The sequence below is a fragment of the Vibrio sp. KUL80 genome (assembly GCF_059725495.1).
This window is the reverse complement of record NZ_AP045841.1, coordinates 2,270,599-2,288,375: the sequence shown is the minus strand read 5'-3', so window position 1 is coordinate 2,288,375 and position 17,777 is coordinate 2,270,599. Positions and strand designations below refer to the sequence as shown.

At 46.8% G+C, this 17,777-nt stretch carries 13 protein-coding genes and 4 tRNA genes; 15 read left to right on the top strand and 2 right to left on the bottom strand.

Annotated elements, in window-relative coordinates:
- The first annotated feature begins 63 nt into the window (after positions 1-63).
- Positions 64-831, top strand: a complete 768-nt coding sequence (locus AC6I8U_RS10535; protein WP_498016823.1) for a nucleotidyltransferase domain-containing protein — start codon at positions 64-66, stop codon at positions 829-831.
- A gap of 61 nt (positions 832-892) precedes the next feature.
- Here AC6I8U_RS10535 and AC6I8U_RS10530 read toward each other — a convergent pair whose 3' ends face one another.
- A complete protein-coding gene (locus AC6I8U_RS10530) occupies positions 893-3,271 on the bottom strand; it encodes a DNA polymerase II (protein WP_498016822.1) in 2,379 nt (792 codons plus the stop codon).
- Positions 3,272-3,756: 485 nt separating this feature from the next.
- On the opposite strand from AC6I8U_RS10530, the gene uvrY reads away from it, so the two are divergent.
- The 14 genes from uvrY (at position 3,757) to AC6I8U_RS10460 (ending at position 17,022) form a co-directional block, all read left to right on the top strand.
- Entirely contained in the window at positions 3,757-4,401 is a 645-nt protein-coding gene (gene uvrY / locus AC6I8U_RS10525; protein ID WP_006075673.1) for a UvrY/SirA/GacA family response regulator transcription factor, read from the top strand.
- Between the two features lie 13 nt (positions 4,402-4,414).
- A complete protein-coding gene (gene uvrC / locus AC6I8U_RS10520; RefSeq protein ID WP_252014125.1) occupies positions 4,415-6,250 on the top strand; it encodes an excinuclease ABC subunit UvrC in 1,836 nt (611 codons plus the stop codon).
- A 48-nt stretch (positions 6,251-6,298) separates the two neighbouring features.
- The gene (gene pgsA, locus AC6I8U_RS10515) at positions 6,299-6,853 is read left to right on the top strand and encodes a CDP-diacylglycerol--glycerol-3-phosphate 3-phosphatidyltransferase (RefSeq protein ID WP_042499384.1); all 555 of its coding nucleotides are present in this window, start codon (positions 6,299-6,301) and stop codon (positions 6,851-6,853) included.
- Between the two features lie 356 nt (positions 6,854-7,209).
- Positions 7,210-7,283, top strand: a tRNA-Cys gene (locus AC6I8U_RS10510).
- Between the two features lie 18 nt (positions 7,284-7,301).
- A tRNA-Gly gene (locus AC6I8U_RS10505) sits at positions 7,302-7,377 on the top strand.
- Between the two features lie 65 nt (positions 7,378-7,442).
- A tRNA-Leu gene (locus AC6I8U_RS10500) sits at positions 7,443-7,529 on the top strand.
- A gap of 27 nt (positions 7,530-7,556) precedes the next feature.
- Positions 7,557-7,632, top strand: a tRNA-Gly gene (locus tag AC6I8U_RS10495).
- 382 nt (positions 7,633-8,014) lie between these two features.
- Positions 8,015-8,734, top strand: coding sequence for a riboflavin synthase subunit alpha (locus tag AC6I8U_RS10490; RefSeq protein ID WP_498016821.1), 720 nt, complete (start codon positions 8,015-8,017; stop codon positions 8,732-8,734).
- Between the two features lie 504 nt (positions 8,735-9,238).
- Complete coding sequence (locus tag AC6I8U_RS10485) at positions 9,239-12,136, top strand: pyridoxal phosphate-dependent class III aminotransferase (RefSeq protein WP_498016820.1); 2,898 nt, start codon at positions 9,239-9,241, stop codon at positions 12,134-12,136.
- A gap of 19 nt (positions 12,137-12,155) precedes the next feature.
- Complete coding sequence (locus AC6I8U_RS10480) at positions 12,156-13,400, top strand: carboxynorspermidine synthase (protein ID WP_252014129.1); 1,245 nt, start codon at positions 12,156-12,158, stop codon at positions 13,398-13,400.
- Positions 13,401-13,608: 208 nt separating this feature from the next.
- A complete protein-coding gene (gene nspC / locus AC6I8U_RS10475) occupies positions 13,609-14,742 on the top strand; it encodes a carboxynorspermidine decarboxylase (RefSeq protein WP_498016819.1) in 1,134 nt (377 codons plus the stop codon).
- 126 nt (positions 14,743-14,868) lie between these two features.
- Positions 14,869-15,429, top strand: coding sequence for a YceB family lipoprotein (locus AC6I8U_RS10470; protein ID WP_498016818.1), 561 nt, complete (start codon positions 14,869-14,871; stop codon positions 15,427-15,429).
- A gap of 134 nt (positions 15,430-15,563) precedes the next feature.
- On the top strand, positions 15,564-16,013 hold the full coding sequence (locus AC6I8U_RS10465; protein ID WP_394151793.1) for a DUF1499 domain-containing protein: 450 nt from the start codon (positions 15,564-15,566) through the stop codon (positions 16,011-16,013).
- Between the two features lie 64 nt (positions 16,014-16,077).
- Positions 16,078-17,022 (top strand): DUF3179 domain-containing protein, encoded by a 945-nt coding sequence (locus tag AC6I8U_RS10460; RefSeq protein WP_498016817.1) that lies wholly within the window; start codon positions 16,078-16,080, stop codon positions 17,020-17,022.
- A gap of 79 nt (positions 17,023-17,101) precedes the next feature.
- Here AC6I8U_RS10460 and AC6I8U_RS10455 read toward each other — a convergent pair whose 3' ends face one another.
- Complete coding sequence (locus tag AC6I8U_RS10455) at positions 17,102-17,773, bottom strand: type 1 glutamine amidotransferase domain-containing protein (RefSeq protein ID WP_498016816.1); 672 nt, start codon at positions 17,771-17,773, stop codon at positions 17,102-17,104.
- Positions 17,774-17,777 lie beyond the last annotated feature (4 nt).

Sequence of the window (17,777 nt, the reverse complement as noted above, 5' to 3'; positions counted from 1 at the left end):
ACGTTGAATCCCAAATTCGCCAATCGTAGAATAGGGACATGTTCAACGCTGCAAAGTAACCACGTGCCAATCCAGTCGCCAATCAATCAGTTTATCCCTCAGCCGACTTATGTTCCTGTTGTTGAAGATCTTATCGCTTGCCTAAAGTCAGGCTTGAAGGACAATCTACACAGTGTCTATATCTATGGGTCGGTGGCGAATGGTAATGCCATCCCCAATGTATCGAACCTTGATGTGGTGCTCGTCACGCACAGACCGTTAGCAGCGGGTCAAAAGTCATTATTTAACGCCATCAATTGGCGATTTCAGAAAGATTTTCCGTTTGTGAAAGGGCTAGCTGTACGCACTGCGCTGGTCAGCGAGGTGGCGTCATTGTCGGCGTTGTTCACCTGGGGCTTTTTGCTCAAGCAATGTTGCACCAACGTTTATGGTGAGGACTTATCCGAGTGCTTTGGTCACTATGTACCTAGTTGGGAAATTGCCAAACAGTGGAATATGGATATTGAGCAGAGCGCTGCCATTCTGAGAAGAGAAGTTGCTCTAGCGGAAGACGCCCAATCACAATTGAGCGCGCAGCGACAGTTAGCAAAAAAATTACTTCGCGCTGCATATGGTCTGGTATTGCATAAAACCAAACGTTGGCTGGACGATCCTCTAGAAAGTGGCCGAGCGTTTCTCGATTATTATCCTGAGCGACAACAGACGATAGAGCGTCTTGGAATATTGTTAGGGCAGCGAGTGATCCCGAAACGCTCTGTTGTTGGTCTGCTTGATGACTTTGCACCATGGCTAGTGAAGGAATATCAAAAAACGGAGTTTAAGATAGGTTAATCAAGGCCTAGGCTTCCAGCTATTAGTCGCTTTCGTTATTCTTCGGCTCCACGGTCTTTCGCTAGAACAACCCCATTTGAGGCGCACTTAAATCATCGAAGTTCATTCCGATAAATGGCAGGATAGCTTCTGCGACAGGTCGTAGCTGCTTATCAATATAGTGTTGATAGTCGATAGGGGAGCGCTGATACTCTTTTGGTTCAGGTCCATTAACCGTTATCACATATTCAATACGACCCCGGTTCTGATACTGCAAAGGACGCCCTAACTGCTGATTAATCTCATCCGCCATCCTTGCTGCTCGAACCTGAGGCGGAACGTTCTTTTGATACTCATGCAACTTTCTACGAAGCCGTTTTTGATATATCAACTGGTCATCATGTTCGCCTCTTAGTGTTGATTCGACAAACTCACGCACGTAATCCGTCGGATCTTGATGCTTAAACACCATCATGTAGAGTGTCTGCTGGAACTCTTGAGATAAGGCTGTCCAGTCGGTTCTGGCACTTTCAAGCCCTTTGAAAATCAGTCTTTCGTTGCTACCTTGACCGATAAGGCCGGCATATCGCTTCTTCGAGCCAGTCTCTGAGCCACGTATTGTTGGCATCAAAAAGCGTTGATAGTGGGTTTCGTACTCTAACTCAAGAATTGAGGTTAGTTGGTACTCCTGCTCTAGATGCTCGGTCCACCATTGATTGATAGACGTGACCAAGTCGTTACCTACCTGATCGGCTTCTTCAGGTGTGAATGCTCCATTTAGAGAGACAAACGTCGAATCGGTATCGCCATAAATCACCTGGTAGCCTTGGGCCTCAATCAGCTTCTTAGTGGTTTTCATGATCTCGTGACCACGCATGGTGATAGAGGAGGCGAGTCGAGTATCAAAAAAGCGGCAGCCAGAGGAGCCAAGCACGCCGTAAAACGAGTTCATTATAATTTTAATGGCTTGTGAGAATGCCTTTTCATTGTTGATTTTTGCAACGTCGCGCGCTTTCCACAAATCTTGGATCAAATTCGGAAGAAAATGCTGTGTACGGTGGAATTGACCCCCTCGAAATCCTGCGACGGCTTGGTCTCTATTTTTGCCTATTTCCTGCTTTAGCCCCTCAATCAGTCCCATAGGATCAATGAGAAAAGAGCGAATAATCGATGGATAGAGGCTTTTGAAATCTAAAACCAGCACCGAATCATACAAGCCGGGAATGGAATCCATGACATAACCGCCAGGGCTAGCTACCCAGTTTTCTGGGTGAAGGTTGGGGGCGGCATAGTGAGCACGGTGTAACCTTGGTAAATAAAGATTGGTGAACGCCGCGACTGAGCCTCCGACGCGGTCTAGCTCCACACCAGTCAGCTTGGTACGCTCGATAGCAAACTGAAGTAGATGAGTATGGTCAAAGATCCGATTTACGAGCACACAGTCTTGCAAGTTGTATTTAGCAAGAGACGGTTTATCACGACGGAACATCGAATTGATTTCATCCATACGGTCGTGCACGTTATGTATTGCTTTGCCTTCGCCTAATAACTCACGTGATACAGATTCGAGCGACCAAGAACGAAAGTTATAGGTCGCTGTTTTTAGCGTATCAATCCCATCCAACACCACTCTACCGGGCATGGTGATAAAACTCTGTTGACTCGACGGTAGCGTGCGAAAATAGATTTTCTGGCTATTCCTACCGAGTGACAGTACCACGTTGTTGAACTCGGCACGTTTGTTCAGCAGCTTAAAATCGAAGTCGATTACGCTCCAACCGACGACAACATCCGGGTCGAAAGCTTGAAACCAGTCATTGAGGGCCAGCAGTAGGGATTTTTCATCACTGACCCATTGTGTCGGTGTCTCGCAAGCTTGCGGCTCGCCAATCATGATCACTCTGCTGTCTTTTGGACTGTCTAGACCGATTGAATAAAGTACACCTTTTTCTGAGCACTCGATATCGAGAGAAACTACGTTGAGATCAGGTTGATAATCATGTGCCTTACATTTGGCATCGGTGATTCTCAAAAATTGATTAGGAAGCCCCGAGTTGACCACTTCGCTCTTCCCAGCAACGGCTAAGCTGCCCTGAATAAACCGCTCCATAAGAAAGCGATCAGCGAGTTTTATGTCTGCCTCTAATACTAAGACATCAAGAGAAATAAGCTTGTCGTTGAGCTGACGTGCGGCCGCTATCGAGTTGCTATATACCGCAGCAAGGGTTTGACCATCGAAGCTTGTCATTTCAACGTCATTAACCGTGATCGCGAGACCTGCTTCTTTAGCCGCGCTGTGCACCAACTCTTTAGTCGCGGTAGGTACGAAAAATACGGGTTTTTGCCCGTCTATGAGGACTTGTGCAGGACCTTGTGGGGTAGAGAGCCACAGCTCTATCTGTGGACCTGAACGAGAGTCTCTCGCTTGGCGGGTTAACAAGAAGCCTTGATGAATGTCCAAATGACGCGAATTCCTACATGGTATGCTGTGACTGAGTAAATTTTGTGCAAAATATTTACTCAATAATAGCTCTGAGTGATGAGCAAGTGTAACAAAGGTCTATCCAGAGCCAAAGTACCTCAATATGAGCTAAACTTTAGTGGTAACACTTTGTTTCTAGAATAGTGATTTATATCGAGATTTTGCAAATATCTAGAGTATAGTGTGCTAGATGTTTCATAGGGGTGTAAAGGGGATTTATGCCCATAAATCGGGGGGTTAGGTTAGAGATAGCTAATGGTTGTATGATTTGTAACCTAATGATTTTAAAGTTTTTCTGATTGACGACGCTGAATCTTCGTCGTAATGTGTTTCGCAAACTTTGCGCCCGTGCACGATTTGTATGGGAGCATTTAATCGTAACATGAGGTATGATAGTCAGCCATGCTGCTATCCACTAACCTCAAGTGGTCGCAGAGCCAATAGATAAGTGTGGAGATACAAGTTTGATTAATGTTTTCCTTGTAGATGATCACGAACTGGTTCGCACAGGGATACGACGTATTATCGAAGACGTCCGTGGAATGAATGTAGCAGGGGAAGCTGACAGTGGTGAAGAAGCCGTAAAATGGTGTCGTAGCAACCATGTTGACGTCATTTTAATGGACATGAATATGCCTGGCATTGGTGGACTAGAAGCGACGAAAAAAATCCTTCGCCATAATCCAGACATTAAGATCATCGTGTTAACTGTGCATACGGAAAATCCATTTCCGACAAAAGTTATGCAGGCAGGTGCCGCGGGCTACCTGACCAAGGGCGCTGCGCCTGATGAAATGGTGAATGCCATTCGTCTAGTCAACAGCGGTCAGCGTTACATCTCTCCTGAGATCGCTCAGCAGATGGCGCTAAGCCAGTTTTCATCAGCATCAGAGAACCCGTTCAAAGATCTTTCTGAACGTGAACTTCAAATCATGATGATGATTACTAAAGGGCAAAAGGTAACGGATATCTCAGAGCAGTTGAGCCTGAGCCCAAAAACCGTGAACAGCTATCGATACCGCTTGTTTAGCAAGCTGGATATCAACGGTGATGTTGAACTGACTCACTTAGCGATTCGACATGGAATGCTAGATACTGAGACGTTGTAGTTGAGAACATCGCGTGTCGGAACCCATTTTTGACTCAACATCCTTCCTCAAAACCGTAACAAACCAACCCGGCGTCTACCGTATGTACGACGCCGAGTCGGTCGTTATCTACGTCGGCAAAGCCAAAGACCTTAAAAAACGCCTCTCTAGTTACTTTCGAAAACGTGTCGATAGTGAAAAAACGCGCGCGTTAGTCAGTAACATCAATAAAATAGACGTGACAGTAACGCATACCGAAACGGAAGCGTTAATTCTTGAGCACAACTATATCAAGCAGTACCTGCCTAAATACAACGTACTGTTGAGAGACGATAAATCCTATCCGTACATCTTTTTGTCTGGTCATAAGCATCCACGGTTATCCATGCATCGCGGAGCAAGGCGCAAAAAAGGGGAGTATTTCGGACCCTATCCAGATTCTGGTGCCGTAAGACAAACACTTCACCTGTTACAGCGCATCTTCCCCGTTAGACAGTGCGAAGACTCTGTCTACGCTAATCGAAGTCGCCCATGCCTGATGTATCAGATTGGTCGCTGCGCCGGTCCTTGTGTGAGTTCTATTATTTCCGACGACGAGTATACGGAACTGGTTGGCTTACTGCGTTTGTTCTTACAAGGTAAAGACAAGAATGTGGTGCAAATGCTGGTGGAGAAAATGGACGACGCTAGCCGTAACCTTGCCTTTGAGCAAGCGGCTAAGTATCGCGATCAGATCCAGGCGATAAGGCGTGTTCAAGAACAGCAGTTTGTTTCTGAAGACAGTGATGACGATATGGACGTATTGGGTTTTGCTCAGGAAAACGGTGTGGCGTGTGTTCATATCTTGATGATTCGACAAGGCAAGATTTTAGGTAGTCGCAGTCATTTTCCTAAGATACCGAACAATACTGAGCAGTCAGAGGTGTTTTACAGCTTCTTGAGTCAGTACTACCTCAACCACTCTGAGTCACGCACGATTCCGACTCGCATCATCCTTAATGATGGCTTGGTGGAAGACGTCAATGACATGTCCAAGGCTTTAACGGAAATTGCGGGTCGTAAAGTCGTATTCCACATCAATCCGACAGGGGCGAGGGGACGCTACCTGAAACTGTCGAACACTAATGCGTTGACGGCGATCACGACAAAGATCAATCACAAGATGACCATCAACCAACGCTTCAAAGCGCTTCAAGATGCGTTGAACATCGAAAACATCGCCCGTATGGAATGTTTCGATATCAGTCACACTATGGGTGAGAACACCATCGCGTCATGTGTTGTGTTTAATCAAGAAGGGCCTGTGAAGCAGGAGTATCGACGTTACAACATTACCGGCATTACCGGTGGTGATGATTATGCAGCCATGGGACAAGTGCTTGAACGCCGCTACTCCAAACAGATCGATGTAGATAAAATTCCGGATATTATCTTTATTGATGGTGGTAAAGGTCAGCTAAACCGTGCGGTGGACATAGTTTCTGAGTATTGGGACGATTGGCCAAAACGCCCACTAATGATTGGTATCGCTAAGGGTGTAACCCGTAAACCCGGTCTCGAAACCCTTATCACTCCAGAAGGTAGAGAGTTTAACTTACCAAGCGATGCACCGGCACTACACTTAATTCAACACATTCGTGATGAAAGCCATAATCATGCGATTGCTGGGCATAGAGCGAAACGCGCCAAAGCGCGTCGAACCAGTCCTCTAGAAGGCATCGAGGGTATTGGCCCGAAACGCAGACAAGCCTTGTTAAAATACATGGGTGGTTTGCAAGAACTTAAACGTGCAAGTGTAGAAGAAATCGCCAAAGTCCCAGGAATTAGCATTTCTTTGGCAGAAAACATCTATCAAGCATTGAAACAGTAGAGAAAATCCCGCAACATAAACAGGCAGTAAAATAGAGCCGATAATAATATGCGTTTAAACATCCCTAACATTCTGTCTTTGTTGAGATTATTTCTCATCCCCGTGTTCGTCGTTGCTTTCTATCTTCCGTATAGCTGGGCGCCGTTTGCAGCCGCTATGATATTCTGGGTGGCAGGCTTCACTGACTGGCTCGATGGGATGTTAGCGAGAAAGCTTGGTCAAACGTCCCGTTTTGGGGCTTTCATCGATCCTGTTGCCGATAAGGTCCTCGTGGCAACTGCACTTATTCTTATCACCGAACATTACCACTCTATTTGGGTGACCATCCCAGCTGTAACCATGATTGCTCGAGAAATTATTATTTCTGCACTGCGTGAGTGGATGGCGGAGATTGGCAAACGCGCGAGCGTGGCCGTATCTTGGGTTGGTAAAGTCAAAACTGTCTCTCAAATGTTTGCGCTCTGGGTGCTGATTTGGCGTTATGACGATTGGATGATTTGGGTTGGCTATGTGGCACTGTATGTCGCGACGGTTTTGACGTATTGGTCAATGATGCAATATCTTGCAGCGGCAAAAGACGATTTGCTTAACGCTGATAAGTAGTTAGCGCGGCAACGAATAATAGTATTGAATATTAAGGCGAGCAGTAAGCTCGCCTTTTTGCATTTTAGCGCGGCGTAATCTTTGATATGGCTCTTGCGAATGCGATGATAGGTAAGCTCAATTAGGCTTGTCAGTTAGGCATATTTTGGTAAGTTGACAAGTTTTCTAGTCTTAAATGTGCATGTTTTTGCTAGAAAATTGAGCAAATTGGCGCTTTTTGGGTATTTCTTGGTCAAACGATTCAAAATATCAAAAAACGTGTTGACTCATTTTCCTGATTGCGTAAAATGCCTCCCGTACTCAAGAGGAACTGCTCAAAACGAAAGTGAAAAGCAAAGCCTCATGAGCAACAAGAAGGCGCCTTGGCAGAGTGGCTATGCAGCGGATTGCAAATCCGTGGACCTCGGTTCGACTCCGGGAGGCGCCTCCATTCTCTCTTTGAGAATATGCGACACTAGCTCAGTTGGTAGAGCGCAACCTTGCCAAGGTTGAGGTCACGAGTTCGAACCTCGTGTGTCGCTCCAAATTATAGTGATATGGCCTTGAAGGCGGTATCAAGATGGTGTCTCCATCGCAAAGGATTTTGCGTGCCCTGGTGGTGGAATTGGTAGACACAAGGGATTTAAAATCCCTCGACGTTCGCGTTGTGCCGGTTCAAGTCCGGCCCGGGGCACCATCTCAAATTTAGTCTGAAAAGACAAATGCGACACTAGCTCAGTTGGTAGAGCGCAACCTTGCCAAGGTTGAGGTCACGAGTTCGAACCTCGTGTGTCGCTCCAAATTGAAAACCCTAGCAGAAATGCTAGGGTTTTTTCGTTGGTGCAAGTTGTATTGACCTCGTTTGAGACCCCGGTTCGGGAGTGAGGTGAACCTCGTGCCCGCATCCGGTCGAGTCGCTCCAAACACTAAAGCCTCAGCAGAAATGCTGGGGCTTTCTTGTTTTTAACGATATATATCAGCCTCGCTTGAGCTTGGGAATGAGGTGAACCTCGTGCCCGAATCCGGTCGAGTCGCTCCAAACACTTAAACCCCAGTAGAAATGCTTGGCTTTTCTTGCTTATAACTTTCCTAATTTCTTTTTCCGTTTCTGACTTTATCTTGCTGATTCTTTTTGCAATGATGTCCGTACTATAAGCACTCTAATGATAAATCGAGGCATCTATGTTTACCGGTATTATTCAATCTGTCGCCACTATTGATAAAATTACAGACCTAAACGGCATTCGCACCTTTGAAATCGACTTCGAACAAGGGTTTTGTACCGATGTTGAAATCGGCGCGAGTATCGCTGTAGATGGCGTTTGTTTGACGGTAACTGAGATACAAACGGACACGCGTTTGTCGTTTGATGTTATGTTGCAGAGCCTCAATATCACAACGCTAAGCTCTTTTGAGCAAGGCCAGATGATCAACGTAGAACGTGCAGCTAAAGATGGCGCTGAGATTGGCGGTCACCCATTATCTGGTCATGTTGATTTCAAAACACCGTTGGTATCGGTAGAGCAGCAAGAAGATAACTACCGAATCAAATTTCAGTTGCCAAAAGAGTGGAAGCCTTATGTGTTCCCTAAAGGCTATATTGCGATCAATGGCGCTAGTCTGACGGTTTCTGAGGTGGATAAGCAAGAGGGCTGGTTTGATGTCTGGCTTATTCCAGAGACACGTCGTATGACGACGTTTGAAGGCAAAGGTGTTGGTGATGACGTCAATATTGAGATCGAACGAGGCACTCAGGTCGTCGTCGACACAGTGAGGGATACCATAGCTGAAACCCTTGGCCCACTGCTGCCGATGTTCGAAAAATTCCTTGAGCAAAATGGTGTAGACGTAGACGCAATTGGTCATGCAACCACCAAGAGTCTGAGCGACAAAAAAGACTAATAGTTAGTTTTAGAATGGACCGCCTCTGCAGAGGCGGTTTTTTTATGTCAGCAGTTTAATATTGCTCAATAATACGTAACTAGTGACCCGTGTTTTACGTGATAAAAACGGTTGCGATGATAATGAGTTCTATGTTACTTTCCCACGCAATCTCGGAATGAATCTGGGGGATACGCGTCGTAACCATTCAAGCTGATTGTGATACGACGTAGGGTAGGTACTGATTATGCCAATAATCAGTAGACGGGATACTGATGCCTAGAAGGGCATATTAATGGGAAACCCAACATTGAAACACATTAACTCTCACTCAAAAATCAGCTTTGTACTTCCAAACTGTGTATTGCGCGTAAACCGTAGTATCACAGAGCCTTGATTTACAGAATCGATCTCTTTTCCTAGCGCAAGTGCGTTGGGCTTCGTCACATCTGTTGTTCAGATGGGGCTCGTTTTGTTGTTCGCGTAACAGTCAATATTGTGCGCGTAAAATCAGGTTACAAATAAATGAGTACAGCATTCGAATTTGATTCTAAAGAATTCGCGTCTTCGATTTCGGTCCAAGTTCCACACGTCGAAGGCACCTACGATCTGACCCCAGATCAAGTATTACTAGACCAAGCCGAGCATGAGTCAGAAGTACGTTCGTACCCGCGTCGTCTTCCGATCGCCATCAAACGAGCCCATGGAGCGTTAGTGGAAGATACTCGCGGTCAAATATTCTTAGACTGCCTTGCTGGTGCAGGTACCTTGGCGATGGGTTACAACCATCCGGAGATCAACCAAGCCCTTAAAGAGCAGCTAGATTCTGGTCTACCGTATCAAACGCTAGATATCACGACCGAAGCGAAAGATCGCTTTATCAAACGCGTTAAAGCCTTTTTGCCTGAACAGTTCGCGACTGAATCTGTGATTCAGTTCTGTGGTCCTTCCGGTGCCGATGCGGTCGAAGCTGCGATCAAGTTGGCGAAGCAAACCACGGGCCGCAACACCATGTTTGCATTCCGCGGTGCGTATCACGGCATGACGAACGGCACTATGGGCATGATGGGTAACCTCGGCACTAAAGCGCGTCGTACCGGTCTCATGTCAGACGTGCACTTTATGCCTTTCCCGTATAGCTTACGTTGTCCATTTGGATTAGGTGGTGATGCGGGTGCTAAGCAGAGCATTCGCTACATTGAGCGACTCCTCAATGACGACGAAGCTGGCATCATGAAACCAGCGGCGATCATCGTTGAGCCAGTACAAGGCGAGGGCGGTGTGATTCCGGCTCCAGCGTTTTGGCTCAAAGAGCTACGTAGGATCTGTGATGAACATGAAATCCTGCTGATTCTTGATGAGATTCAGTGCGGTGTGGGTAAAACGGGTTACCGATTTGCCTTCGAAGAGGCCGGTATCAGCCCAGATATTCTTTGTCTCTCTAAAGCGATTGGCGGTGGTTTGCCAATGTCGATCTTGGTATTTAACAAAAAGGTAGATACATGGAATGCTGGCGAACATACGGGCACATTCCGCGGTAACCAATTAGCCATGGTATCTGGAGCAAAAGCACTTGAGATCATCGAGCGAGATAACCTAGTTGAGCACGCTAGCATTGCCGGCGAATATCTGCGATTGGGTCTAAACAAAATTAAAGATCGCGTGAATTGCATTGCCGAAGTTCGTGGTAAAGGTCTGATGCTTGGCGTTGAGATCGTTAAACCAACCGGTGAGCACAACAAGTTTGGTGAGCCTGTCGCTGATGGCGAACTAACGCTGGCGATTCAACGTGCAGCGCTGGAGCGCGGTTTGATGGTTGAAAAGGGCGGTCGTGACGGCTCTGTTATTCGCTTCTTACCACCTCTTATCATCAGCTTTGAGCAGATTGACTTTGCCCTACGCACTATCGAAGAGGCGATCATTGTTGCAGGCGGTGGCGAGAAAACTGAGCAGCAAGCGAAGGAATCTAGCTGGCGCAAGCACTTCATTCACACCGGTGAACAAGGTGCGACTGAGTTTGCTCAGGTGATGAATCACACGACTCAAGCTATGAAAGAAGTGTTTGAAAAAGTGAGCAAACCCTATTCTGGTTTGGATCCGAAAACGCTCGAAACACTTATCAATGACGTGAATCTTGATAGTCAAAACAGCAACCTGCAAAGCGTCGTTGATGAAACGGCTGGGCTGGTTGCTGAGCATTCTATCTTCACTCAGCACCCTGACTGTATTGCGCATCTGCATACCCCTCCTTTGATGCCAGCGGTGGCAGCAGAGGCGATGATTGCAGCGCTAAACCAGTCGATGGACTCTTGGGATCAAGCATCAGCGGCGACCTATGTAGAGCAAAAGGTTCTAGATTGGCTATGTGAGCGCTACGAGCTTGGCGAAGATGCGGACGGCATTTTCACCAGTGGCGGTACACAAAGTAACTTAATGGGCCTGCTACTGGCTCGCGACCACATTGCTGATGTCACTGACGGTCATTCAATCCAAAAGTTTGGCCTGCCAAGCTACGCCGATAAACTGCGTATTGTTTGCTCAGACAAATCTCACTTTACCGTTCAGAAGTCAGCGTCACTTCTTGGTCTTGGTGAAAAAGCGGTGCACTGCGTGGCGACTCATGAGAATGGCACGATAAAAACGGATGCTTTGCTTGCTGACATCACAGCACTCAATGAACAAGGGTTAATTCCGTTCGCACTAGTTGGCACTGCGGGTACCACTGATCACGGCGCGATCGATGACTTAGCAACACTTGCGGATATCTCTTCCCAGTTCGGTCTTTGGTTCCACGTCGACAGTGCTTACGGTGGCGCGCTGATTCTAAGTAGTCATAAAGACAAGCTCCAAGGGATCGAAAAAGCCGATTCAGTGAGTGTCGACTTCCACAAGCTGTTCTATCAAACAATCAGCTGCGGCTCACTGCTTCTTAAAGATCGAGCTAACTTCAAGTATTTGCTTCACCACGCTGATTACTTAAATCGTGAACATGACGAACTGCCGAACTTGGTCGATAAATCCATCGCGACGACTAAGCGTTTTGATGCGTTGAAGGTCTTCATGACCATGCAAAACGTTGGCCCAGACGCACTAGGTGACATGTACGATCATCTGATGGATCAAACTCAGCAAGTGGCTAAGCTTGTTAAAGCGCACCCACAGTTTGAGCTATTGGCAGAGCCGTCGCTATCAACGGTTCTATTCAGAGCGGTAAACAGTGATGCTGATGACCTAGAGCAGCTTAACAAAACAATTCGTATCGAAGCGCTGACTCGCGGTGTTGCGGTACTTGGGGAGACGGTAGTAAACGGCCACTCGGCACTGAAATTTACTATCTTGAACCCTTGCTTGAAGCTATCAGATTTCGAAACGCTTCTAAACAATATTCATCAATTAGCCCTTGAGCTAACTAAATCTCACTAAGAGAAAAAGGAACAAACAAATGGCAATTCTACAGATTGGTGCTGGTGGTGTTGGTTGGGTAGTCGCACACAAAGCGGCTCAAAACAACGATGTACTTGGTGATATCACAATCGCTTCGCGCACAGTAGCAAAATGCGAAAAAATCATTGAGTCAATCAAGGGCAAAAACAACCTTAAAGATCCAAGTAAAAAACTAGAAGCTCGTGCGGTTAATGCGGACGATGTTGAAGCGCTAGTAGCTTTGATCAACGAAGTAAAACCTGATCTTGTAATCAACGCGGGACCTCCGTGGGTGAACATCACTATCATGGAAGCGTGCCTACAAGCGAAGGTGTCTTACCTAGATACATCGGTTGCTGTTGACCTATGTTCTGAAGGTCAGCAAGTACCGCAAGCATACGACTGGCAGTGGGGCTTCCGCGACAAGTTTAAAGAAGCGGGTATCACAGGCATCCTAGGTGCTGGCTTTGATCCAGGCGTAGTAAGTGTATTTGCTGCTTACGCAGTGAAACACTTATTCGATGAGATCGATACCATCGATGTTATGGACGTAAACGCAGGTGACCACGGTAAGAAGTTCGCGACCAACTTCGACCCAGAAACCAACATGCTTGAAATCCAAGGCGATTCTTTCTACTGGGAAAATGGCGAGTGGAAGCAAGTGGAATGTCATTCACGTATGCTTGAGTTCGACTTCCCGCTAGTAGGTAAGCACAAGGTTTACTCTATGGCGCACGATGAAGTTCGTTCAATGCAAGAATTCATTCCTGCAAAACGTATCGAATTCTGGATGGGCTTCGGTGACACTTACCTGAATTACTTCAATTGCATGCGCGATATTGGTCTACTGAGCCCAGACCCGCTAACTCTGCACGACGGAACGGTTGTACAACCATTACACGTGCTTAAAGCACTGCTACCAGATCCAACCTCTCTAGCTCCGGGCTACACAGGTAAAACGTGTATCGGTACTTGGGTTCAAGGTAAGAAAGACGGTAAAGAGCGTTCAGTCTTCATCTACAACAACGCTGACCACGAAGTCGCTTACGAAGATGTTGAGCACCAAGCGATCTCTTACACTACCGGTGTTCCGGCTATTACTGCGGCACTTCAGTACTTCCGCGGTAAATGGGCAGAGGCTGGCGTGTTCAACATGGAACAGCTAGACCCAGATCCGTTCTTGGAGACAATGCCAGAGATTGGTTTGGATTGGCATGTTCAAGAGCTGGAAGTAGGTGGGCCGGATATTCAGGTTTTGAAGTAGGGGTTTAAGAGCTTTACCCCCTCTTACTCCCCCTTCGCAAGGGGGAGAACTACAGGCTAGCTCCTAACGTCGCATCGCCTAGCTTTAGATCAGGCGACGCGTCAGCGAGCCATCTGTTCCTCCCCTTAATAAGGGGAGGCTAGGAGGGGTAAAACCACCAATCCCCAAAACCTGCTAAAATCCCCAATCATCACCCGGAACGCAAACCATGAACAAATCTCAACTCAAAACCCCATACTTCATGATCAACGAATCCAAGCTGATCGAAAACCTAGAAAAGGCCAAACACCTCAAAGAGATCTCAGGTGTTAAGCTGGTTCTCGCATTAAAGTGTTTCTCAACTTGGGGTGTTTTCGACATCATTAAACCGTATCTCGATGGCTCAACCAGTAGTGGTCCATTTGAGGTAAAGCTTGGTCATGAAACCTTTGGTGGAGAGACGCACGCTTACAGTGTGGGTTACACCGAAGACGATGTGCGCGAAGTGGCGGATATCTGTGACAAGATGATTTTTAACTCTCAGTCTCAGCTGGCAGCTTACCGCCATATTGTTGAGGGTAAGGCATCTTTGGGGCTTAGACTTAACCCAGGCGTGAGCTATGCGGGACAGGATCTGGCGAACCCAGCGCGTAAGTACTCTCGTCTTGGTGTGCAAGCTGACCATATCGAACCAGCGGTATTTGATAGTATCGATGGCGTCATGTTCCACATGAACTGTGAAAACAAAGACGTGGATGCATTTATTGGATTGCTTGATGCGATTTCTGAGCAGTTTGGCGATCACCTCGACAAGCTTGATTGGGTGAGTATGGGTGGCGGCGTATTCTTCACTTGGCCAGGCTACGATATTGATAAGCTTGGTGCTGCTCTAAAAGCCTTCTCTGAAAAACACGGTGTCCAGATGTATTTAGAGCCGGGCGAAGCCATCATCACGAAAACCACCGATCTTGTGGTGACCGTGGTGGATATTGTCGAGAATGAGAAGAAGACGGCGATCGTTAACTCAGCGACTGAAGCCCACCGCTTGGATACGCTGATCTACGATGAGCCAGCATCCATTCTGGAAGCTAACTCAGAAGGTGAGCATGAATACGTGATTGGATCTTGCTCTTGCCTCGCTGGCGATCAGTTCTGCGTGGCTAACTTCGATGAACCGCTAAAAGTAGGTCAGCAGCTACATATTATGGATAGCGCAGGCTATACCATGGTGAAGTTGAACTGGTTCAACGGATTGAAAATGCCATCAATCTATTGCGAACGTTCATCGGGCAACATCGAGAAACTCAACGAGTTTGGCTATGAGGACTTTAAGCGCTCACTGTCTCAGTGGTCAGTAAGTTAGCTCGTTGTAGAACATGAATATTGAAAAAACAGGCAGGCACTTAGTGCTTGCCTGTTTTTTTATAAGCCCCTATCTTTTAACAAGATATGCGGTATGCGCTTCACTCTTTTCTAGGAGCCTTTTCTGATGAATACATTGTTCTCTGCCAAGTTTTTCGGGCTGTTTGCTCTCTTGCTTAGCCTGTCTGGGTGTGTGAGTTACAGCGTTACTGAGCAAGAGATGACGGATTATCTTAATCAAAACCTAAAGCTTGATCAGGCAGTCGGTATTGAGGATGTCCTTTACGCCAAAATTTCTGTCGACGACTTGAAAGTGAATATTGGCCGTGCTGACAAAGACAGAGTCGCTGTGTACGCCAACACCACAGCGGAGCTTCAAATGATGAGCCAACCAGAAATGAATTTGGATTTGGACATCGAGTTTAGTGCCATCCCAGAGTATAAAAAAGAGACGGGCGAAGTGTTTCTCAAATCACTCCGTCTAGAGCGGCTTGATGAGGATGGCTCGATACTGACGCCTGAAATCAGGCAGCTTATTAAGCCTGCAGTATCTTTGATTGGCAATGCAGTATCGAGTTATCCGGTGTATCAGCTTGATGAGAGCACAGTTAAGCAGTCGCTGCTTAAATCGTCGAATCCTAAAGTGACGGTTGAGAACAACAAGCTGGTTATTGATTTCTTTGACTAGGATTTTGACTCAGGCAGCGATTTTGTAGGACGAAGTGATCTGGTTTGACCAGAATCGACTATAGTGTGTAATCTATTCATTCAATTGGAAAAATAGAGAGACAACTCTCACAGCCAACAGTAAAAGGACGGTTCATGATTAGCAAAATTATCACTACATTAGCCCTGGTTCTCATCGGTTACATGTTTTACAAAAACAATAGTATGCCGTCGTATTTGGGCGTGGATGGTGGACAGTTGGCGCGCATGCCCTCCACACCTAATGCCGTCTCCTCGCAGACTAAAATCCCAGAAAAACAGGTTCAACCGATTGCCTTTGATGATCTCGCGACGGCAAAAGCGCGCGCATTGGCAGCGCTAAAAACGTTGGGACGCAACGAGGTGGTAACGGATAGCGGCGATTACGTTCATGCGGTGTTTACAACACCTCTGATGCGTTTTCATGACGACGTAGAGCTCTATTTCGATGCCGACAATGGTGTGATGCATTATCGTTCTCAATCTCGCACCGGATACAGTGATGCAGGTGTCAACCGAGCACGTTATGACGAGTTTGTTCAAGCGTTTCAACAAACAAATGGCTAATCTCTGAAAGCGATTCTCCTCATTAGCGGTCTGTCTGATAAGTGGCTGCTATGAGGAGAGCAACATGCGTTCTATTCTTACCCTATTTTCCCTTTCCTTAGTTCTATTTACTCCTTCGTTAGTCGTTGCCAAAACACTTAATGGATTTAGCCTAGATAATGCAACTGTGCCGTTGAACCTGGTCCAAAGTGGCGGTCCGCCCAGAGACGGTATCCCAGCACTTACCGACCCAAAATTTGAATCAGGGCGTAAAGCTCAGAGTGTGAAACCAAGAGATATCGTACTTGGTTTGGTGATCAACGGTGAAGCGAAAGCTTATCCATTGAGTATTTTGAATTGGCACGAAATCGTTAATGATACCGTTGGAGGTCAGCGTGTCGTCGTTAGTTACTGTCCACTTTGTGGCAGCGGCATGGCGTTTGAAAGCCAACCAGAGGGTGATGGTCAACGAGAGCTGGAGTTTGGTGTTTCAGGGCTTCTGTATAGCTCAGATGTGTTGATGTACGATAGGGAGACCGAATCGCTGTGGTCGCAAATTCATGGTGACGCCGTGGCGGGGCCGCAGGTTGGCAGTAAGCTAAAGCAGATCCCAATGACATTATCACGTTGGTCTAACTGGCTTCAAAGGTATCCAGAGACCCAAGTGCTCTCGACAGAAACTGGGTATCGACGTGATTATAATCGCGATCCTTATGCTGGCTATGCAGAACACCCCAATGTCTATTTTCCTGTGGCAAATCAAGCGCCAAGCGCGTACCACCAAAAAGAGATGGTATTGGGGCTTTTGGTCGATGGCAATGCTATTGCCTTCCCATTTAGTGAACTCGAGAAGCAAGGTAAGGCGCAGTTTGATTATTCATTTGATAACGCCTCATACCAGATTCACTGGGATAGTGAAAATCAATCAGCATGGGTCACCGATGAAGACGGTCAGACGTTAGCGTCGACCTTGCTGTTTTGGTTTGCTTGGTATGCGTTTTATCCAGACACCCAAGTCTTTAGCGGGTAATAGAAACAAGCCCTAAGTTTGGCTACTTAGGGCTTTGAGATATAATTGCGAGCTTAACTTCTAGGATTAGCTTTCTAGATTAGCTAAGGCTTTCAACCAGTGCTTTACCAACACCGTGTGCGCTCGTTGGGTTTTGACCCGTAATCACGCGCTCATCTACGATGACCAGCTCTTGCCATGGCTGCACCTTGTTATAACGACTGGCTGTACGAGCCAATGACTCTTCTAGTAAAAAAGGAATCGAGTCGATAGTGCCAAAGTCGATTTCTTCCTCTCGCGTGAACCCTGTGACCGATTTTGAAGCGAGAAGCTTTTCCCCTGAGCTTAGTGTAATTGGCAGTAGTGCCCCAGGTCCGTGACAGACTGCCGCGATGATGCCGCCATTTTCATAGTGCTTTGCAGCAATGTTTGCGAACGACTCATCGGTCGCTAGATCTGACAGCAAGCCAAAGCCACCAGGGTAGAAGATGGCATCGTACTCTTCGCCGTTTACCTGAGACACAGGGATGGTGTTGTTGATCCGGTTTTGAAAGTCATCATTCGCCAGAAGCTCGGCATTGACGGTATCACCCTCAATATCTGTGCCGTAAAGCGGCGCTTTACCACCTTGAATAGAAGCAATATCGTACTCGAAACCTGCCGCGAGAATTTCACGTAGAGCGTGAGTAAGCTCAGGGGCATAGGTGCCGTTTGCTTGGTCAGTGTCACCGAGAGTGGCGTGGTTGGTCACTGGGATGAGTACTTTTTTCATAATT